At 68.2% G+C, this 15,316-nt stretch carries 15 protein-coding genes and 1 tRNA gene; 2 read left to right on the forward strand and 14 right to left on the reverse strand.

The annotated features are described in order from the left end of the window. Window positions 1–522: 522 nt before the first annotated feature. From ACYQ26_RS16840 to ACYQ26_RS16860, 5 genes are all read right to left on the reverse strand, one after another. A tRNA-Trp gene (locus ACYQ26_RS16840) sits at window positions 523–696 on the reverse strand. Window positions 697–744: 48 nt separating this feature from the next. After that, window positions 745–1,686, reverse strand: coding sequence for a DUF5794 domain-containing protein (locus ACYQ26_RS16845; RefSeq protein WP_459810043.1), 942 nt, complete (start codon window positions 1,684–1,686; stop codon window positions 745–747). Window positions 1,687–2,128: 442 nt separating this feature from the next. After that, the gene (gene ddfA / locus ACYQ26_RS16850; protein ID WP_459810044.1) at window positions 2,129–2,455 is read right to left on the reverse strand and encodes a DdfA family disk-determining factor; all 327 of its coding nucleotides are present in this window, start codon (window positions 2,453–2,455) and stop codon (window positions 2,129–2,131) included. A 47-nt stretch (window positions 2,456–2,502) separates the two neighbouring features. Next, the gene (locus tag ACYQ26_RS16855; RefSeq protein ID WP_459810045.1) at window positions 2,503–3,678 is read right to left on the reverse strand and encodes a bacterio-opsin activator domain-containing protein; all 1,176 of its coding nucleotides are present in this window, start codon (window positions 3,676–3,678) and stop codon (window positions 2,503–2,505) included. Between the two features lie 273 nt (window positions 3,679–3,951). Continuing rightward, window positions 3,952–4,920 carry an acetamidase/formamidase family protein gene (locus ACYQ26_RS16860; RefSeq protein WP_459810046.1) on the reverse strand — a complete coding sequence of 323 codons (969 nt, stop codon included), beginning with the start codon at window positions 4,918–4,920 and terminating at the stop codon, window positions 3,952–3,954. A 244-nt stretch (window positions 4,921–5,164) separates the two neighbouring features. Here ACYQ26_RS16860 and guaB point away from each other — a divergent pair, with 244 nt between their 5' ends. Then, on the forward strand, window positions 5,165–6,664 hold the full coding sequence (gene guaB / locus ACYQ26_RS16865; protein ID WP_459810047.1) for an IMP dehydrogenase: 1,500 nt from the start codon (window positions 5,165–5,167) through the stop codon (window positions 6,662–6,664). A gap of 82 nt (window positions 6,665–6,746) precedes the next feature. Here the strand turns inward: guaB and ACYQ26_RS16870 are convergent, their stop codons facing one another. Both ACYQ26_RS16870 and cmk read right to left on the reverse strand, forming a co-directional pair. Beyond that, window positions 6,747–6,908, reverse strand: a complete 162-nt coding sequence (locus ACYQ26_RS16870; RefSeq protein WP_459810048.1) for a hypothetical protein — start codon at window positions 6,906–6,908, stop codon at window positions 6,747–6,749. Window positions 6,909–7,054: 146 nt separating this feature from the next. Beyond that, window positions 7,055–7,672 carry a (d)CMP kinase gene (cmk, locus tag ACYQ26_RS16875; RefSeq protein ID WP_459810049.1) on the reverse strand — a complete coding sequence of 206 codons (618 nt, stop codon included), beginning with the start codon at window positions 7,670–7,672 and terminating at the stop codon, window positions 7,055–7,057. A gap of 141 nt (window positions 7,673–7,813) precedes the next feature. On the opposite strand from cmk, the gene ACYQ26_RS16880 reads away from it, so the two are divergent. Continuing rightward, window positions 7,814–8,323 (forward strand): hypothetical protein, encoded by a 510-nt coding sequence (locus tag ACYQ26_RS16880; protein WP_459810051.1) that lies wholly within the window; start codon window positions 7,814–7,816, stop codon window positions 8,321–8,323. Between the two features lie 3 nt (window positions 8,324–8,326). On the opposite strand, the gene ACYQ26_RS16885 is transcribed toward ACYQ26_RS16880, so the two are convergent. The 7 genes from ACYQ26_RS16885 to ACYQ26_RS16915 all read right to left on the reverse strand — a co-directional run bounded on the left by ACYQ26_RS16885 (window position 8,327) and on the right by ACYQ26_RS16915 (window position 15,312). Continuing rightward, window positions 8,327–10,108 carry a YcaO-like family protein gene (locus tag ACYQ26_RS16885; protein WP_459810052.1) on the reverse strand — a complete coding sequence of 594 codons (1,782 nt, stop codon included), beginning with the start codon at window positions 10,106–10,108 and terminating at the stop codon, window positions 8,327–8,329. A 129-nt stretch (window positions 10,109–10,237) separates the two neighbouring features. Continuing rightward, window positions 10,238–11,398: an SPFH domain-containing protein gene (locus tag ACYQ26_RS16890; RefSeq protein ID WP_459810053.1), complete on the reverse strand. Its 1,161-nt coding sequence runs from the start codon at window positions 11,396–11,398 to the stop codon at window positions 10,238–10,240. 286 nt (window positions 11,399–11,684) lie between these two features. Continuing rightward, complete coding sequence (locus ACYQ26_RS16895) at window positions 11,685–13,205, reverse strand: MATE family efflux transporter (RefSeq protein WP_459810054.1); 1,521 nt, start codon at window positions 13,203–13,205, stop codon at window positions 11,685–11,687. Then, entirely contained in the window at window positions 13,202–13,861 is a 660-nt protein-coding gene (locus tag ACYQ26_RS16900; RefSeq protein ID WP_459810055.1) for a TetR/AcrR family transcriptional regulator, read from the reverse strand. Before ACYQ26_RS16900 ends, ACYQ26_RS16895 begins: the two co-directional genes overlap by 4 nt. A gap of 118 nt (window positions 13,862–13,979) precedes the next feature. Then, window positions 13,980–14,441, reverse strand: coding sequence for an RNA-binding protein (locus ACYQ26_RS16905; protein ID WP_459810056.1), 462 nt, complete (start codon window positions 14,439–14,441; stop codon window positions 13,980–13,982). Between the two features lie 77 nt (window positions 14,442–14,518). Next, window positions 14,519–14,725, reverse strand: coding sequence for a DUF1918 domain-containing protein (locus tag ACYQ26_RS16910; protein ID WP_459810057.1), 207 nt, complete (start codon window positions 14,723–14,725; stop codon window positions 14,519–14,521). Between the two features lie 53 nt (window positions 14,726–14,778). Continuing rightward, window positions 14,779–15,312: a phosphopantetheine adenylyltransferase gene (locus tag ACYQ26_RS16915; protein WP_459810058.1), complete on the reverse strand. Its 534-nt coding sequence runs from the start codon at window positions 15,310–15,312 to the stop codon at window positions 14,779–14,781. Between the last annotated feature and the right edge of the window lie 4 nt (window positions 15,313–15,316).

Below are 15,316 nucleotides of genomic sequence, written 5' to 3' on the forward strand. Positions count from 1 at the left end.
GAACGCCGCGATTCCGGTCGCGGCCGCGAGTTCTCCGATCAAGAGGTAGACGAGCGCCACGACGAGTACTCGAGCGAGAACGCGACGAGCGCGCGGCCGAAGCCGACCGAGGCGGGTTCGACGGCGAAGTCGCCGTGCGAGGATCGGCGCGGCTCCGATCGCCGCGTTCACCCAGTCGATCACCGTCCAGTCGACGGGTTCGGCCGCTCGAGTCGGCGCTTTCTGCTCGGCTGCTCGATCGGCAGCTGACCCGGGACGAGCGGCGGGTGCATCGGCCGGAGCGTCGCTCGGCTGCTCGCGAACCGGGTTCGCCGTCGGTTTTCGAACTGCCCGCTCGAGGAACGTATTCGTCGTAGTAGGATGGCGTCGACACCGGCTCGAGTACCAGTGACCGCAGCAACGAGGGTGCGGAGGGACTTGAACTACGCCGAGAGGTGCTTGCTTCGCTGCGTGCCCCTCATCTACTTCAAATCCCACCGAGTCACGTACTTGCCGCTCGCGAATTTGCTCGCGACAGAAGAATGGGGTCGGAGGGATTTGAACCCCCGATCGACTGATATCTCCGGTGCGCCTCGGAACTCCAGAGGGTCATCACACGAGCACTGATCAGGTGCTCGATCAGTATATCAGTCTGGAGTGTCGTCCCGGGCGCGTGCCTCTGGAGTCAGTCGCCATACCTGGCTTGGCCACAACCCCGTGCGTTACCCAGTTGGGGGATGGGGCCTAAATCCGTTTCGATTCGCACTACAGCCACGGGGCCCGCTCGTCGGCGTCCGTCGAATCGTCGCCCGGATACGCGTCGTCGGACTCGGCGTCGGATTCGGGCTCGGGCTCGGCCTCGGGTTCGGGTTCGACGGCGGTCGCGGCCCCCTCGTCGCCCTCGCCGCCGTCCGGCAGCGGGCCGGTTCCGACCGCGGGCGTGGGCGACGGTTCCGCCTCCGGCTCCGCGTCGGCGCCGCGCTCGAGCGGGAGGTCGAGGGCGAACAGGCCGGCGACCAGCAGCGCGGCCAGCGGCGCCTGGCCGAAGGCCATCCCGAGCAGCGACAGCGGCAGCAGGCCGAGCGCGACGGCGCTGCCGAAGCGGAAGCGGTCGATGTCCATGCACTCCCGCAGGAACGGGCCGCCGAGCGCGATCGAGAGCGCGAACCCGACGCCGACGCCGGCCGCCAGTACCGCGTGGGCGACGAGTTCCGGATCGGTCATCAGGGTGAAGCTCACGTCGCTGAGGTCGACGCTCGCGACCAGTCCGAGCCCGATGATGACGGCGGGGTTGGGCAGGTAGTCGCCGATGGTCGCGCTGGCGGTCTGGGCGGCGATCGCGAGGATGACCAGCGCGGCGAACCGCGTGATGATCGCGTCCTCGAGCATGCTGCCGATCGTCGGCGCCAGCACGGCCTGGAGGGCCGCCAGCAGTATGAGCGGGATCCCAACCAGCAGGACGATCGCGGCCTGCTCGCGGGGCGTGCCGTCCATCTCGGCGAGGATCACCGCGACCGTGGCGCTGCCGCCGAAGATCAGGAGGCCGACCTGGACGGCGTTGAGCGGATCGGTCAACGCGCCGGCCAGAATCAGCGCCGGGAAGACGCCGTCGATCAGCGGCAGCATCATCACGACCGCCAACAGTCTGGCGTCACCGCCGACTAACCGCTCTAGGCGGAGGGCAACCGGGTGCTGAGAGGTACTCATCGGTCAGGGACGATGGCCGTGACCCGAGGCCGGTGGGTAATGAGACGGACGATACCGTAACTGGTGGCGGTCGTCGGCCCACCAGTTCGTCCGATTACGGCCTCGCGCTGTGAGTTTCGCTTTGAATGTATTCCCGAATGTAAAGTTGCTGGCGGAGGCAGACGTCATCTGACCGCCGATTCGGGATTCGCTGGAACTCACAGCGTACATACTCGAGTAGAGGTTGGGATTGTCAATAAGCGTTGTGTGAGAGGCGGTTCCACGATCGATATGGTTCCCGACACTAACGCGCACGATCGGTCGCTGGTGTACGGATCTGCGAGGGTCGGCGGGACCGGTAAGAACGGCGGTGAGATTGGCGGCGGCACTGCAGTGCGAGAGAGGTCAGTCCGCCGCTCGAGCGGAAGGCGAGGAAAGCGAGAAAAGCGAGCTGAAACCGCGCTCAGTGGTCCGAGGCCACCGTCATGTCACCGTCGCTCGAGACAGTGACGCGACAGCCCTGGTACTCGAAGGTGACTTCGACGTACTGGTCCCGCGGGGGCGAGGGCGCCACGAGTTCGGAGAGCGCTTCGGGGTTGACGGTGTCGAACAGCGGTGGCATGTCGATCGGATCGTCGCCCGTCACGGTCGCCACGGCTTCGACGATCGCGACGACCAGCGAGTCGGCACGGCCGTCGAAGGTGGCGTGGAAGGTGGCGGGGGCGTCGTCGCTCTCGGGGCCGAGGTGCTGGAACGAGGGCGAATCGGAGGGTGTCGTGTTGTCGCTCATTACCAGATGGGACGGTCGGGACCGTGGTAAGGGTGAACGCTGACTAGTCAGTGTGCGCGGTCCGACCGCTCGAAGAGGTGCTCGAAGACGGTTCGCTGGGCCTTCCGGAGATGCTGGTTGAACGTCTGTCGGGTCACGCCGAAGCGGTCGGCCAGCTCGCCGCCGGTGCTGGTGCGGGGCGTATCGAAGTAGCCGCTGAAGTACGCGGCGTCGAGGGTCGCGAGCTGTCGGTCAGTGAGCGCGTCTTCGACGACGTCGGACAGGAGGTGGGGCGAGTAGACGAGGTCCTCGGAGACCAGTTCGACGTTGTCGTGGAACCGGCGAACGCCGTCGGCCGCCAGCCGGTGATCCACGTCGCCGGGTAGCTCGCCGAGGAATCGGACCTCGTCATGGGCGATGATGACGGCGCGGGGGTGGCCGCCCAACGACTGGAACACTTCGGAGACCGTCGCCTCCTCGGCGCGGGCTTCGATGCGGCTGTACCCGTCGGACGTACTGAGGAGTCGAACGTCGACGTAGTGTGGGACCTCCTCGACGGCGGTGACGAAGTCGCTCGCCGAGAGGTCCGACGTGCCCATGTACTGGACGGTCGCCCCGTCCGGCAGTGAGACGACCGATTCGACCTCGATCCGCCACTCGCCGTCCTCGACGCGCAGCGAGGGCGGCACCGCGGACTGATCCGCGCGGAACTCGAGCCGCCGCATGTGGTCGCTGAGCAGCCGCTCGCTGCGACGCTTCAGCTCCGTGACGTCCGCGAAGGAGACGACGACGTACTCGACCTCGTCGGCGTCGTTCGCGACGGGCCGGGAGTTCGTCACCAGCCACCGTTCGGTCCCGTCGGGGAGCTCGAGCCAGTGTTCGAACCCGTACTCGGGCTCCCCGGTCGCGAAGACCCGCGCGACGGGATGTTTCTCGACGGGAATGGGCGAGCCGTCCTCGTAGGAGATGTTCCACTCGGACGGCTCGTACGTTCGCTCCGCGATTTCGTCACTCGAGAGGCCGAGCGTCTCGATCGCCCGCTCGTTCGCGAAGGCGATCGCGCCCGTCGAATCGATCACGACGGTGCTGATCGGACTCATATCGAAGATGCGGCGGGCGAGGTCCGCCGGCGGCAGGCGTCGATCGCTGTCGCCGTGGTCCGAGCGCGGCCGATCCGTCTCCGCGTCCGCCGCTTCCGTCCCCGTTTCGAAGAACGCGATCTCCGTCGGCTCCGATTCAGTCATCGTCCCACCGGCCGAGAGAATACCCGTCGCGATCGGCGCCCGATCGCGCCGCGTGGCGGCGCCCGTACTCCGATCCGCGCGTGTGTCCGCGTCCGCGTTCCCGCCTGCGGCGACCGTCGCCGGCGCGGGAACCGACCGACTCCCACTCGAGTTGCCCTCGATCCATGGCGTCGCGTACGGCGTCGATGGATAAGTGTACCACGCGAATTGACGGCGAGTTGTCATTCCTCGCGTCCTATGTGACGGGACGTCCACCTCGTTCGTCGGCGCCGCTCACGCGTCCGCATCGGGGAAGATGCTCTCCGGCAGGTACGCCGAGACCGTCCAGTTCGGCGCGTTGACGACCTGATTGAGCTTCAGGTCGACGGCCGCCGAACAGAGGATGTAGGCCTCCTCCCGCGTGAGCCCGCGCTCGTCGTGGCAGTGGTCGATCATCCCACGGACGGCGTCTTTCGCCGCCTCGCGCACGTCCTCGCCGACCCCCGTCGTCCCGTACATGGGTTCGTCCTGACCCGAGGGCGTGAACGGCCCGTCCGTCTCGAACCGGGGTCGCTCGAGGTCCGGCTCCGAGCGGAGTTCGAATCGGCAGGTGACCGACATCGGGGCCTCGATGCCCGAGATGCAGACCTCGCCGTCGCCCTGCGCGGCGTGGCAGTCGCCGATGCTGAACAGCGCGTCCTCGACCGCGACCGGCAGATACATCGTCGATCCCGCGGTCAGGTGCTTGATGTCTATGTTGCCGCCGACGGGCCGAGGCGGGTTCGTATCGTGTTCGCCCGGCTCGGCCGGCGCGACGCCGAGCGTGCCGGGGAACGGGTGCAGCGGCACCTCGATCCCGTTTACGAACCGCGCGACGCCGTCCTCGAGCTCCCAGACGTGCAGCGCGGGCTCCGGAAACTCCTCGGGAAGCAGCCCCATCCCCAGTTCGCCCGGCAACACGAGCGTGTACCCCCAGCCGCGGTGCTCGAGCTCGAGCACGTCGACCTGCAGCACGTCGCCCGGCTCGGCGCCGTCGATCGCGATCGGCCCCGTCAGCGTGTGCACCTGCTCGACGTCCAGGTCGGCGAGGTCCGCGACCGTCGACTCTGGGCCGAGCTGGCCGTTGGTCGCGTCCCGGCACTCGAACCGGACGACGTCGCCGGACTCGATCGTCCGAACCGGCTCGCGATCCCTGTTCCAGTCGCTGTGAACGGTCTCGTCCGTGGCGTCGATCTCGTGGTCTACCCTGATACTGGTTGACATTTACTGTCGTAAACGTCCTCGGTGTAGATAAATTGAGCAGTCGACGGTCCACGAGCGGCGGCCGCGAGGCACGACCGCGCCTCGTGGACCGTATATCACCGGCATGTACCGCCGAAGAATACGGTGTTCGCCGCCGTCGGACCGGCGATCGCGTCCGATCGAATCCGCCGAGGACGCCCTCGTCACCGGTTCTCACCCGCGTCTATCTCGCAACGCTTTTTGCGTGCGGGTTCGGACGGTTTACATGGCGAACGACGTTCCCGAGCACGAGCCCTATTCCTCGAAACTGCAGGTACCGGAAGCGCTAACCTTCGACGACGTCCTTCTGCGCCCGAAAGAGAGCCGCGTCGAACCCGACGACGCCGACCTCACCTCGCGCGTCTCGAAGAACGTCGAGGTCTCGCTCCCGATCCTCTCGGCGGCGATGGACACCGTCACCGAGAGCGACATGGCCATCGCGATGGCCCGCCACGGCGGCCTCGGCGTCCTCCACCGCAACATGAACGTCGACGAGATGGTCGAGGAGATCGAGCGCGTCAAAAGCGCCGACGAGCTCATCATCCCCCAGGAGTCGGTCGTCACCGCCGACCCCGAGATGAGCGTCCGCGAGGTCGACGACCTGATGGCCCGCGAGGGCGTCGGCGGCGCCCCCGTCATCAACACCAACGGCGAAGTGCTGGGGATCATCTCGAGCACGGACATCCGACCCCACCTCGAGGTCAACGAGGACGACCCCGTCACGGAGGCGATGACCGACGAGGTCATCACCGCGCCCGAGGACGTCGACGCCCGCGAGGCGTTCGACCTGATGTACGAGCACAAGATCGAGCGCGTGCCGGTCGTCGACGACGAGAACCTGCTGGTGGGCCTGGTGACGATGCAGGGCATCCTCCAGCGCCGAGAGTACAAGGAGGCCGTCCGCGACGAGGACGGGAAGCTCCGTTGCGGCGTCGCCGTGAGCCCGTTCGAGGACGAGCGGGCCGCAGCCGCCGACGAGGCCGGCGCCGACGTCCTGTTCATCGACACCGCGCACGCGCACAACCGGAACGTCATCGAGGGCGCCCGCGAGATCAAGGAAAGCGTCGAGGCGGACGTCGTGGTCGGCAACGTCGGCACCCGCGAGGCCGCCGCGGAACTGGTCGACTTCGCGGACGGCATCAAGGTCGGCATCGGGCCGGGCTCGATCTGTACCACGCGAGTCGTCTCCGGCGCCGGCATGCCCCAGATCACGGCCGTCGCGCAGGTCGCCGACGTCGCCGCCAAACACGACGTGCCGGTGATCGCCGACGGCGGCATCCGCTACTCCGGCGACGCGATCAAGGCCATCGCCGCCGGCGCGGACGCGGTCATGCTCGGCTCCTACTTCGCCGGCACCGACGAGGCGCCGGGACGGGTCGTCACCATGAACGGCAAGAAGTACAAGCAGTACCGCGGCATGGGCTCGGTCGGCGCGATGAAGTCCGGCGACAGCGACCGCTACCTCAAGGAAGAACCCGACGAGGAGGACGAGTACGTCCCCGAGGGCGTCGAGGCCGCGACGCCGTACAAGGGCTCGCTGCAGTCGGAGCTCCACCAGCTCGCGGGCGGCATGCAGTCGGGCATGGGCTACGTCGGCGCCGAGACGATCCCCGAGTTCAAGGACCGCTCGGAGTTCGTCCGCGTCTCCTCGGCCGGCCAGGCCGAGAGCCACGCTCACGACGTCGTGATCACCGACGAAGCGCCGAACTACTCGCCGGATAACTGAACCGACCGCCGCCGGCGAGGAACTGACCGACGAAAACTGCACCGGGCGCGGAGCCCGGTCTGGGGTCTCGACCCCGTCTCCGCTACTCCTCCGGAACGTCGATCGACCGGTAGATCTCCGACCGCAGCTCGGACGCGCGGTCCTCGTCGAGTATTCCGTCGTCCTCGAGGTCGTCGATGAGTCCGACGATCGCGTCGCAGAGCAGTTCCGGCCGGTCGATGCGGCTCTCTGGAGTGTCGTCCATACCGTTTCGACGACGGGAAGGGTATTCAAGGCCGGTGCCGACGTCGGCCGGTCTCCGCGCGGAAGGACGGCGGAGGCGACGGACCCGGCCGGACTTCGCGGTCGCGCTCGAGCGGTCCCCCGAAACCGCCGGTTCGTTCGGGACGCTTACGGGTTCACTTCCGGCGTCCGGAACGCGCCCTCGTCGATCGCGGGATCGTACTCCTCGATGGCGGTGCGGACGAGGTTGAAGACGCCCTCCTTCCCCCAGCGGGCGGTGTTGATGTGGAGGTCGTAGAACTCCCGGTCGTCGATGTCGATGTCGTAGTAGGACTGGTAGCGGCCGGCCTCACTGACCTCGCGGACCCGCATCTCGGCCTCGGTCTCCAGCCGATCCTCGATGCGCTCGAGGCGGACGTCCTCGGGGGCGTCCAGCCAGATTCGCAGGTCGGCGCGGTCGCCGGCGAGCCACCCCGCGAGTCGGGACTCGAGGATGAACGGCTTGTTCGCCATCCCCCACTTCTCGGCGATCTGCTGGAGCCGCTGGTCGAGCGCGCGGTCGATCTCGTCGCTCTCGTCGGCCTTCGCCGTCAGCTGGTTGAGGCTCATGTCGCGGTCCTCGGCGAGTTCGCGGAAGATGTCGCCGCCGGAGACGTACGGGCAGCCGATCGCGTCGGCGAGGCGTTCACAGAGGGTCGTCGCGCCACAGCCCGGCGGGCCGGAGACGGTGATGAAAAGCGTCGTTTCGATCTCTGGCGCAGCCGTCGACGGCTCGTTTGCGGCCATGTCGGAGCAAGGCCGTGCGATTTAAAAAGGAATCCGACTCTCGAACCGAGTGATAATTGGTGACAGTATTCGGCCGCGGCGGGCCGAGCGAACGGCGGCCGAAGAGCAACGCCTACGGTCGTCCGGTCCCGAGTGGCGACCGTGAACCGCCGAACGGTACTCCGATCTGCGAGCGCGCTCGCGACGGTTGGGCTCGCGGGGTGCGTTCAGGGAGTGCAGGAACATTTCGGACTGCAGGGGGTCGTCCCGGTCGAGATCCACAACTCCGGAAGCCAAACGTACAAGATCCAGCTGCGGGCCCGCGAACTGGACAGCGGTCGGCAGAGCTACAACGAACAGTACGCCGTCTCGCCCAACGAAACCGCGTCCGCGCCGCACCTCGAGCGGACGAAACAGAGCCTGCAGATCATCCTGTTCGACGAAAACAACGAACAGGAACAGGTCGAAGCGGTGTCGATCACCTCCGACACCCGGTTCGTCTCGATCGAACTCACCGACGCCGGACTCGAAATCGACGTCGAGCGGGCCGAGGACGCGGGGAACGAGACCGCGTCGAACGCTACGAACAGCTCGAGCGCCTCGAACACCTCGAACGAGTCGGACGAGTCGAACGCCGCGGGGAACGAGACGAGCGATTCCGACGGGAACTGATTCTCAGGGATACGGGTGGAACTCCCGCTCGAGGCGCGACTCGAATCCCAGGTCGTCCGGCACCGTCCGGGCTCGCTCGCCGAAGAACGGCTCGTCGGTAAACAGCGGCTGCGCCCCGGGGACGACGACCCGGACCGCCTCGAACCCGATCGACTCGACGTCGCGGGTCGTGAGCCGCGCCGCGTACGGCTCCAGCCCGGCGTCGGTCGCGCGCTCGAGCAGCGTCTCGAGGGCGTCCGCGCCCGACGGCGCCGGATCGGGACCGACGCTGTCGGCCGGCACCCGATCGCCGTCGGTGGCGACGAACTCGCGGGCCGGTTCCGGGAACGCGGCGTACTCGCCGATCGCGTCCGACCGGTCGGTCGCCTCCTCGGGACCGAGGTTCCGCAGCTCCATCCAGTTTTGCAGCGCCTCCTCGAGCGCCGCCGTCGCGGCGGCCGTCGCGTCGAGGTCGGCCGCGGAGCCAACCGCGAAGGCCGGCCAGGCGTCGGATTGGGGGTCGACCTCGGCGTCCGCAGCCGCATCGACGTCGCGGTGAACCGCGACCGCCACCACCGGCAGGTCCACGTCCTGCGTGACCAGCAGCGGCGTCACCGACAGGCCCTCGCTGCGGGCCCGGCGCTCGAGAGTCGCGAAGGCCGGGTCGTCGACGGCCAGTTCGAGCGGTTCGAACGTCGAGTACCACGCGAGCATCGTCGCGTCACGCTCGAGGACCTCCGTCAGCCCCGACAGCAGGGCGTCGACCGTCGACGATCCCAGGCCGAGCCCGGTCGTGATTGCGGGGACGAGCCCCCGCCCGTCGCCGGGTTGGGGGAACTGCACCGCGTCGGCGGGGAGGTGGGCCCGCTCGCCCGTGACGAGGTTCTCGCCGGGCACCCAGCGGTACTCGTCGGTCGGATCGTACGCGGGCGCGTCGTCCGGCCGGACGAGATCCGTCGGCGAGACGGCGTTCTCGAGGTCGGCCTCGCTCGCGCGGACGAACGCCGCGTCGCGGTAGACGCCGGCGCAGTAGCGCTCGAGGCCCTCGCCGACGGCCTTCATCAGCGCGGCGTTCCAGTCGTCGGCGACGCCGGCGGCCTGCCGCGGTGCACCGGCATCGCTGAAGGCGGTCGTGTCCGCGTTCGTCGCCAGGTAGTAGGGAACCGGGAACGATTCGACCTCGCCGATGCTCGAGACGACGCCGACCCGGTCGTCGATAGCCGCCTCCGCGTGGTCGACGGCCACCTCGAGGGGCAGGGAGTCGTCGTCCTGCCCAAGTTCGCGGTCGCGCCCACTGCCCGCGCACTCGCAGCCGGGAACAGGAAGGAGGCGCCGCCGGTGGTGCGGCAGTTCGACGACGTGGCCGACGATCGATTCGTCCTCGCCGGCGAAGACGCGCACGCACTCCCGGCCGGCGACCGCGCCGGCGAGACGCGCCGCGGCCCGTTCGGCCTGTGGGCCGTCCGCGATCTCGCCCTCCTCGAGATTCGACGCAACGCGGGCGCGCAGACAGTCGAAACAGCCGGTCCCCGCTCCCGGCGCGAAGCCGGATACCGCGGCGTCGACCGCCGGTAGGGGGTAGCCGCCGACGCCGCCGATCTCGACGGCGATCCAGGGCGTCGACCCCGCTCGAGCGGCTTCGTTCGCCCGATCGAACGTGTCCGAGCCGGCGACGCCGCTGACGACGCCGAACCGGGCACCCTCGAGATCGGCGGGCGCGGCGTCCGCGACATCGACGTCGACGTCTCCGAGCGCGGCGACGACGGCCTCGCGGACCGGGTCGTCGCCCACGACGTGAACTTGCATACCCGAAGGGTCACAGGCGGGCGGCAAAAGGGCCGCGCTCGCGGTCGGCGACGGCGGGTTTCGATCGAGCGGTGTACGATACGTCGACGAGCAGACGGCCGAACGCGACGAGCGTGGCGAAAAACGAGCTTAGTCCTGGTCGGGTTCGGCGTCCGTCTCGTCGCGCTGGCGCGTCTCCGAGATGTCGATGACCTCGCCGGTCGACTCCGGCGCCATGTCCTCGCCCTCCTGGATCGCCTGAGCCTCCTGCTCCATCGCCTCGACGTCCAACTCGGCGTCCTCGATCTCGCCGATGATCTCGGAGATGTCGTCGAGGCCGATCAGTTCGCGGGTCTCCTCGTCGAACTCGAGGGCCTCGAGTTCCGTGCCGTCCGCTTTCACGTCGCTGCCCGAGAGGTGCTTGCCGTAGCGCCCGACTAGCGAGGTGAGTTCCTGCGGGAGGACGAACGTCGTCGACTCGCTTTGCCCGATCCCCTCGAGGGTCTCCATGCCCTTGTCGATGATCGCGCGCTCGCCCATCGATTCGGCCGAGCGGGCGCGCAGCACCGTGGAAATCGCGTCACCCTGCGCCTCGAGGATCTGGCTCTGCTTCTCCCCCTGAGCGCGGATGATGTTCGACTGCTTGTCACCTTCCGCCTTCTCGACGGCGCTGCGGCGTTCGCCCTGCGCCTCGAGGATCATCGCGCGGCGGCGCCGTTCGGCGGAGGTCTGCTCCTCCATCGCCCCCTTGACGCCCTTGGACGGCGTGACCTCGCGGACCTCGACGCTTTCGACGCGGATCCCCCACTCGTCGGTGGGCTCGTCGAGTTCCTGACGGATCCGCTCGTTGATCATCTCGCGGCGGCTCAGCGTGTCGTCCAGTTCCATGTCGCCGATCACCGCCCGCAGGGTGGTCTGGGCGAGGTTCGAGACGGCCCGCTGATAGTCGTCGACCTCGAGGAACGCGCGCGTGGCGTCCATCACGCGGATGTAGACGACGGCGTCGGCGGTCACGGGCGAGTTGTCGCGGGTGATCGCCTCCTGACTGGGGACGTCGATCGTCTGCGTTCGCATGTCGAACGTGTACACCCGCGAGACGAACGGCGGCACGACGTTCAGCCCGGGCTCGAGCAGCTTGCGGTACTCCCCGAAGACGGTCAGCGCGCCCCGGTCGTAGGCGTCGACGATCTCGACCATCGACCAGACGGTCGCGACGGCGAGAACGAGCACGAGCGCCCCGACGACCAGCAGCGGGTCCTCGAGTAGCTGCTGGGCTTGCAGGGGTGCGGCCGCAGTGGTAAGCGATACCATTATACAGGCTACGGCCGCTGTCCGAATAAGGCTTGGCCGCTCAGCGAACTGCCCTCAAAACGCGGCCCGTCGGATGACGGACGGACGAGCACACCGCCCGGGACCGCGCTCAGTCGTTGGCGGTCGACGGCGCGACGCCGCTGATCGTCCGGCTTCGTCTCCCGCTGCTAAACCCTCGAGCTGTCGCTCCCCGTTCTGGGTCGGTGCTCGGTGCTGTCGCCGCAGAGGCACTTTGGTGGTGCGGGGGTGGCAGTCCTCGCCGCGGTTCGGTTCCGTTCTCCGTCCGTTAGTCGTCGGCGCCGACCTCGGTGTCCGCATCGCCCTCGAGTTCGCGGTCGCGATCGTCGCCGGCCTGCGGACTCGGACTCGGGCCCGGACCGGGTGCGGCGCCCCTGACGTCGGCGTCGCGCCAGGTGCCACGGCGGTACCACGCGTAGGTGAGCGCGGCGCCGAGGACGTTCGAGACGGCGAAGGCGACCCAGATCCCCCGGAACCCGAGCGGCGTCTGCGAGAGGGTGCCGGCGACGGGCAGCCGGACCAGCGCGTAGATGACGATGACGATGCCCGCCGCGGTGAGCGTCCTGCCGGCGCCGCGGAAGCTCCCGTTGTAGGAGCGCATGATCCCGATGAAGCCGAACGTCGGCGCGACGTACCGGAGGAACGTGACGCCGACCGCGACGACCTCGGCGCTCTCGGTGAACGCGGCGATGATCGGCTCCGCGGCGACCCACGCGACGACGCCCAGCGCGCCGAGAATGAGGAACATGGTCCGGGCGGCGAAGTCGGCGGCCTCCTTCGCGCGGTCCGGCTTCCCCGCGCCGATGTTCTGGCCGGTCATCGTCTCGACGCCGCGGGCGACCGCCACCGCCGGCAGGAAGATGACCGAGAACACGCGCGTGCCGACGCCGTAGGCGGCCACGACCGTATCCGGGAAGATGGCGACGATCACCAGCAGCAGGTTGATCGACAGCGCGCGGCTCATCCCCTCGACCGACGCCGGGAAGCCGATCCTGACGAGCTTGTTCGCGAACGAGAAGTCCGGCCACATCTGCCCGAGGCGGATCTGGACGCCCCGCCGGCCGCGGAACATGATCGCCAGTCCCACGACGAGCGCGAGCGCCCTCGAGAAGACGGTCGCGACGGCCGCGCCCTGGATGCCGAGCTCGGGGAACGGCCCCCAGCCGAAGATCAGGAACGGGTCGAGGACGACGTTGAGCAACACGGAGCCGAACATCACGAGCATCGGCGTGACGGTGTCCCCGTAGCCCCGCATGAGCGCGATGAAGACGAAGAAGCCGAACATGAAGGCCAGGCCGAGGGCGATGACCTCCATGTACGCGGTCGCGAGCGGCAGGACGTCCGCTGAAGCGCCGAGTAGTGCAAGCAGGTCGCCGACGAACACGTAGCCGACGAGGCCGATCAGCGTCGCGGCGACCAGCGACAGGACGACCGTCTGGGACGCGGCGTACTCGGCTTCGCCCTCCTCGTTCGCGCCGATGTGCTGGGCGACGAGGACGCTCCCGGCGACCGACAGCCCCATCCCGACCGAGATGAGCAGGAAGACCATCGGGAACGCGAAGCTGATCGCCGCGAGCGCGTCCGTGCTGTACTGGCCGAGCCAGAACGTGTCGATGAGGTTGTAGGCGGTCTGGAGCAGGTTCGTGACGACGATCGGCAGGGAGAGGAAAAAGAGGGGCTTCGCGATGCCACCCGAGGTCAGATCGACCTCGTCGGGGCCCTTGAACAGCCCGGCGACCTGATCGACCTGCGTCCGAACCCACGCGATCAGTCGGTCCAGCAGACTCATCGGGATCCCTCCACCCCGCCGGTCGGTATCGGATCGTCGGCGTCGGCGTCCGAATCACCGTCCGCGGCCTCTGTGTCACTATCCGCGCGGAGCGCCCCGTCGATGTACGCGTGCACGTACTTCTTCGTCCGCTCCGGCGACCGATCGACCGCCGCCGCTCGCGTCTGAGCGCCGTGGAAGACGGTCACCAGAAACTCGCCCGTCGCCTCGGGGTCGACGTCCTCGCGAAACTCGCCGACGGCTACCCCGTCGGCGACGAGGTCGGCGATCCGATCGCGCAGTCGCCGATCGAACTCCGCGAGTCGCTCCCGGTAGGCCTCGTCGTACGGCGACTGGGCCTTGATCTCGAGCATCGCCGTCCGGAACGCCGTCGCCGAATCCTCGTCGGCGGTCGACAGCAGTTCGTCGACGAACGCGTGGAGTCGCTCGGCCGGCGTCTCGCCGGGGACGGTCTCCGTTCGCGCCTCGAAGCGGTCGATGAGATGGTCGAGGAAGGCCTCGAGCAACTCTCCCTTCCCGTCGAAGTGGTAGTGCAGCGTCCCCTTGCTCTTGGCCGATTTCGCGGCGATATCCTGCATCGTCAGCTCCGCGTACCCGTGCTCGCAGAGCGCCCGGTACGTCGCGTCCATGATGTCCTCGATCGTCTCCTCGGTCATTCGGCTCGCGTCTACCGGACTTACTGACCGGCCAGTCAAAAGGACTTCGGCACCGGAAGGTACGTCGCATGGCTCGAGAGAGCGGCGGGAGTAGTCCCGGTCGCGGAAAACTCGGCAGCTAGTCGTGGGTCTCCTCGCGGAGCCGCTCGAGGACCTCCTCGGCGTTTGCGACGGCCTTCTCCTTCTTCGCGGGATAGGCTTCGACCTTGCCGCGGAAGGTGATGCCGTCGCCCAGTCGGACGTCGCCCTCGAAGGCGGCCTGCTTGTCCAGTCGCAGGAAGAGTTCGGTGTTCTCGGTCACCCGCTCGTCGAGTTCGTCCATCAGTTCGTCGAACGACTCGAGGTCGGCGAGCCGCGAGAGGACGTGGCGGACGTCGTCGGCGTTCTCCACGCGGGCCGAGAGGACGAGGATGCGGTCGCCGTAGTGGCCCTCGCTCTCGGCGCGCTCGATCGGGAACGGCTCGTCGTCGTCCTCGCGGTCGGGAAGGAAGGTCCGCAGCGCCTCCTCGACGCGTTTTTCGTCCTCTGTGGCGTAGCAGAACGTCCGTAGGTCGACGTAGTGAAGCGGTATCTGTGGCATCTGCGGTTCTCAGGTGAAACGCGGTCCGCTACCGACGACGCGAGCAAACGGGCGGGCCGGTCGCGTCTCGGCGGTCGTTATTCCTCGTCTTCGTCGTCGGCGTCCTCGTCGGCCGCCTCGAGGGCGTCCTCGGGGACGCCGGTCTCCTGTCCGTCCTCGAAGCTGACGGTGTAGGTGACGTCGCCGAACATCGACTCCATCGTCTGGGTCACGGTGCCGGTTTCGCCGTCGAACTCGCTGTGCTCGTCGTGCAGGACGACGCGATCGTCTTCCTCGAAGCTCATGTCCTGAAATTCCCCGCCGCCGCGTAAAAAGGAACTGATTCGGAGGCCGCGGGTCAGCCGTCGCTCGCGTCCTCCGTGGCGTCCGTCTCCCCGTCGCGAGCGGCGTCGGTCTCGTCGTCCGCTTCTCCATCGAGCACGTTCCCGTGCTCGTCGATCTCCCCCTTCACGATCCGGGTGCTCGAGATGACGTCCCCGTCCTCGGCTTTCACGTGCGGAACGACGACGACCTCGAGCGGGTCGTACCCGCGCTCGCGGCGGATCTCGTTGATCCGCTCGCCACCGTCGCGGGTCTCCGGCGAGACGACCAGGTAGTCGAACTGCGGTTCGGTCGCGATGCCGGTCGGATCCTCGAGCGGGCGGATCTCGAACTCCCGGTCGTACTCCTCGGCGAAGGGCTCGAGTTCCGCCTCCAGGGCCGCTTTTCGTTCCGCGTACGGTCTGACGTGTCGTTCGACGTGGCGCGTCTTCGGCGCGAGGTCGTCGCTCGTCAGCCCGACGGTCACGTCTCCGAGTTCGAACGCCCGGTCGAACAGCCGTCGGTGGCCGTCGTGAACGGGGTCGAACGTCCCACCAAGCGCGACGTCCATACGC

The sequence above is a fragment of the Halopiger thermotolerans genome (assembly GCF_054654555.1).

Bases quoted from the DNA above. Each gene is read 5' to 3' on its own strand.
- ddfA (WP_459810044.1), bottom strand. From the start codon at position 2,455: ATGAGCGACAACACGACACCCTCCGATTCGCCCTCGTTCCAGCACCTC.
- ACYQ26_RS16870 (WP_459810048.1), bottom strand. From the start codon at position 6,908: ATGGACGACACTCCAGAGAGCCGCATCGACCGGCCGGAACTGCTCTGC.
- cmk (WP_459810049.1), bottom strand. From the start codon at position 7,672: ATGGCCGCAAACGAGCCGTCGACGGCTGCGCCAGAGATCGAAACGACG.
- guaB (WP_459810047.1), top strand. From the start codon at position 5,165: ATGGCGAACGACGTTCCCGAGCACGAGCCCTATTCCTCGAAACTGCAG.
- ACYQ26_RS16845 (WP_459810043.1), bottom strand. From the start codon at position 1,686: ATGAGTACCTCTCAGCACCCGGTTGCCCTCCGCCTAGAGCGGTTAGTC.
- ACYQ26_RS16860 (WP_459810046.1), bottom strand. From the start codon at position 4,920: ATGTCAACCAGTATCAGGGTAGACCACGAGATCGACGCCACGGACGAG.
- ACYQ26_RS16890 (WP_459810053.1), bottom strand. From the start codon at position 11,398: ATGGTATCGCTTACCACTGCGGCCGCACCCCTGCAAGCCCAGCAGCTA.
- ACYQ26_RS16900 (WP_459810055.1), bottom strand. From the start codon at position 13,861: ATGACCGAGGAGACGATCGAGGACATCATGGACGCGACGTACCGGGCG.
- ACYQ26_RS16915 (WP_459810058.1), bottom strand. From the start codon at position 15,312: ATGGACGTCGCGCTTGGTGGGACGTTCGACCCCGTTCACGACGGCCAC.
- ACYQ26_RS16855 (WP_459810045.1), bottom strand. From the start codon at position 3,678: ATGACTGAATCGGAGCCGACGGAGATCGCGTTCTTCGAAACGGGGACG.
- ACYQ26_RS16905 (WP_459810056.1), bottom strand. From the start codon at position 14,441: ATGCCACAGATACCGCTTCACTACGTCGACCTACGGACGTTCTGCTAC.
- ACYQ26_RS16885 (WP_459810052.1), bottom strand. From the start codon at position 10,108: ATGCAAGTTCACGTCGTGGGCGACGACCCGGTCCGCGAGGCCGTCGTC.
- ACYQ26_RS16910 (WP_459810057.1), bottom strand. From the start codon at position 14,725: ATGAGCTTCGAGGAAGACGATCGCGTCGTCCTGCACGACGAGCACAGC.
- ACYQ26_RS16895 (WP_459810054.1), bottom strand. From the start codon at position 13,205: ATGAGTCTGCTGGACCGACTGATCGCGTGGGTTCGGACGCAGGTCGAT.